Source organism: Pseudoalteromonas sp., assembly GCF_041613455.1.
Classification (GTDB): domain Bacteria; phylum Pseudomonadota; class Gammaproteobacteria; order Enterobacterales; family Alteromonadaceae; genus Pseudoalteromonas.
On the sequence record NZ_JBFJHD010000275.1, the window covers coordinates 1 to 3410 of the forward strand.

Below are 3410 nucleotides of genomic sequence, written 5' to 3' on the forward strand. Positions count from 1 at the left end.
GAAAATCAACTCGCCGTGGCGTGCAAAGCTATGCCACTTGGCCACACCGCGGCGCAACGTTTAGTTGAGCAGCTGCGACCAAAATTAGTAGTTGCCATTGACACTGCACTGACACTCGCTGACGACAAGCTTGGCCCTATTATGCCGGGCTTAGCGCTTGGCAGTGCACAACATGAAACACAATACTCAAGATTATTTCGAAGCTAAACAGCTTCTACTTTTACAAGGAAAACAGCAATGACACATTGTTTACGAATCGGCGTTGGTGGCCCTGTTGGCTCTGGCAAAACCGCTTTATTACGTCAATTATGTAAGGCATTAAAAGATCATTACAATATTGCCGTAGTCACCAATGATATTTACACCCGCGAAGATGCTGACTTTTTGCTTAAGCATGAAGCACTTCCAGCAGATCGCATTCTAGGCGTAGAAACGGGTGGCTGTCCGCATACAGCTATTCGCGAAGACGCTTCGATGAATCTCGCAGCAATTGACGACTTACAAGCACGTCACCCTGAGCTTGAACTGGTACTGGTTGAGTCGGGCGGCGATAATCTATCGGCCACATTCAGCCCTGAGCTGTCTGATTTAACGCTCTATGTAATTGATGTGTCTGCGGGCGATAAAATTCCCCGCAAAGGAGGCCCTGGCATTACTAAATCTGACTTATTAATCATTAACAAAATTGATATTGCAGAATATGTGCATGCGTCGCTAGACGTCATGGAACGCGACTCGAAAAAAATGCGCGGTGAACGCCCGTTTGTTTTTGCCAATTTATACGATGGTGTTGGCTTAGAAGAAATTATCAGCTTTATTTTAAAGCAAGGTATGCTGCCTGAGCGTAGACCTGGCAAGCCAAACAGCATTAATTAATACCACTTTTAATCAAAACAAAACTGTATAGAAAAATATAAACGGAGAATATTATGAAGATAATGACCAAATTACTGATGGGATTAGGCCTCATGCTAACAGCAACTGCTGCGTTAGCTCACCCTGGTCATGGCGCCGAAGGCCATAGCGATTTCCTAAGCGGTTTATTACACCCGCTAATGGGTATCGATCACTTGTTAGCAATGGCGGCAATTGGTTTTTGGAGTATTCGCCAAAGCACCGCAATGAAGCGCGGCGCGCCATTATTTGCTGTCGCTGGTATGGTATTAGGTGCCGTGCTAGCGTGGAGCGGTCTAAGCTTTGCGGGCGTTGAAACCGGTATCGCCATGAGTGTATTACTGGCCGGTATATTAATTGCTACTATGGCCAAATTACCTACCGTATTAGGCGCAAGTTTAGTCGCACTATTTATGCTAACTCACGGCTTCGCTCATGGTGCGGAAATGGCTGAAGGTGCAAGCTTATTAAGCTACATGGCTGGTTTTGTTCTTGCCACCCTTGCAATTACCTTTGTAGGCCGTGGTTTAGGCACTGTGATGTTAAAAGCCGATAACCGTGTTACCCGTGCACTAGGCGGTATTGTTGCGGTCATTGGTGGTGCATTAGCCGTTGGCTAATAGCGCGTAACTCAATTTCCCCCAAAGGGGAGCTTTGCTGTCTTTCATTAACTGCCAGTTAAGTCTCTCTTTACCAACACGTCGCTGACAAGCAAACAGCTGCTTGCTTGTCAGCGAGCAAAATGCCAATCGCATAATTTAACAAAACTCTTGTAGCGCCACTAAACAGGCTAAGTCACAAGGTGAAATTAACGCTAATTAGGTGTACGGAGCATGCGCTTTGGCATTGCTTTACCTGCTGTATTTTTGCAGTTGCGAGCAATCAGCTTACATTAGCTAAAATGATAACGCGTTAATAGCCTAGGCTATTGGTTATTTTCAACTTCGTGAGTAGGCACTTAAACCGCTATTCAGGCTTTGTTATTTAATAACATTGGTAAACCACTTGGATAAACCAAGACCCAATTTAATACGGTTAATAAACCCCGTATTAGCACTATCTCAGTTAGGAGAAATATAAAAATGAGTGGCACGATCATAAAGCTTTCAAGAAACACCGATAATGCGCCCATTAGCGCTGTTGCAACACAAACAGTGGCTTTTTCGCATTATAATAATATTTCAGCGCAATTACCTGTTGATCCTAGCAGCGGCGAACTGGTGGCTGGTGATATCACTGCACAAGCAAAACAATGTTTAACGAATATTAAGGCTGTGATTGAAAGTATCGACCATGTGATGGACGATGTGGTAAAAATAAATGTATTTGTAACAAACATCGCCGATGTTGATGCCGTAAACACTGTATACGCTAGCTTTTTTACAGACTATTTCCCTACTCGTACTCTCGTTGCCGTGGCCGCCTTACCGCTAGAAGGTGCGTTAGTGCAAATGGATGCGCTTATTTCTAATGGCGAAGGGACCACACCGCAAGCCCCTTGCGACTTAGTTAAAGTAGCAAAAAACACCACTGCGGCACCACAATGCAGCAGCTCTACGCATACGGTGGCTTTTTCTCATTACAACAACACCTCAGCGCAATTACCTATAGATGCAAAAACAGGTGATATAGTCGCAGGCGGTATTAAGCAGCAAACTGCGCAATGTTTAACAAACCTAAAAGCCATTTTAACCAGTATTGATGTGCCGTTTGACGATATCGTTAAGGTAAATATTTTTGTTAAAAATCTAGCCGATATGGATGCTATAAACGAGGTGTATAGCAGCTTTTTCCCAGACTCGGCTATTGCACGCAGCCAAGCCTACCTACCGGCGCGCTCCATTATTGCAGTTTCAGCCTTACCTATGGGGGCACTGGTGCAAATTGATGCCGTGGTATCTCACGGCGATGGTACCCCACCGCAAGCTGTTGAAGACCGACATGGTATTGTGATTAAAGCAAATAATACCCCAAACGCGCCAAAGTGTAAGCTGTCAACGCACACTGTTGCGTTTTCGCATTACAATCATATTTCTGCACAGCTACCAGTGAACGCAACAAGCGGTAAGCTGGTTGCAGATGATATTACCAGCCAAGCAACACAATGCTTAAATAATATTAAAGCCATTGTAGAAAGTATTGATCACGTGATGGACGATATCGTTAAAGTGAACATTCAAGTGAAAAATATTGCCGATGTAGCCGCTATTAATGCAGTATACAAGGACTTCTTCCAAGGCGATTTACCCGCAAGAACTGTGATTGGTGTGGCCGCTATTGCGATGGACGCTTTGGTGCAAATGGATGCGGTTGTGTCTAACGCTGAAGGTACTCCACCAACAGCATAGTACTCACTTTGCTGAGCCAATCTCAGTATGCGTAAATAATCAGCATAACTTTTAACTGTTAAAAGTTATGCTGTTCTCACACTCACTCGTTACAAACCGCTAAAGCCCCCACAGCCTGATGCTAACGACTACCTACTTAGCTATAGCTACTGAGCTATAAAACCATCC

General features: G+C 44.4%; 4 protein-coding genes. All 4 read left to right on the forward strand.

What is annotated here, in order from left to right:
* On the forward strand, positions 1-207 hold a 207-nt coding region (locus ABYB02_RS15790; protein ID WP_372763350.1), incomplete at its 5' end, for an urease accessory protein UreF.
* A gap of 30 nt (positions 208-237) precedes the next feature.
* Positions 238-876 carry an urease accessory protein UreG gene (ureG, locus tag ABYB02_RS15795; RefSeq protein WP_372763351.1) on the forward strand — a complete coding sequence of 213 codons (639 nt, stop codon included), beginning with the start codon at positions 238-240 and terminating at the stop codon, positions 874-876.
* A 53-nt stretch (positions 877-929) separates the two neighbouring features.
* Complete coding sequence (locus ABYB02_RS15800; RefSeq protein ID WP_372763352.1) at positions 930-1514, forward strand: HupE/UreJ family protein; 585 nt, start codon at positions 930-932, stop codon at positions 1512-1514.
* Between the two features lie 462 nt (positions 1515-1976).
* Positions 1977-3242 (forward strand): RidA family protein, encoded by a 1266-nt coding sequence (locus ABYB02_RS15805; protein WP_372763353.1) that lies wholly within the window; start codon positions 1977-1979, stop codon positions 3240-3242.
* The last annotated feature ends 168 nt before the right edge of the window (positions 3243-3410 follow it).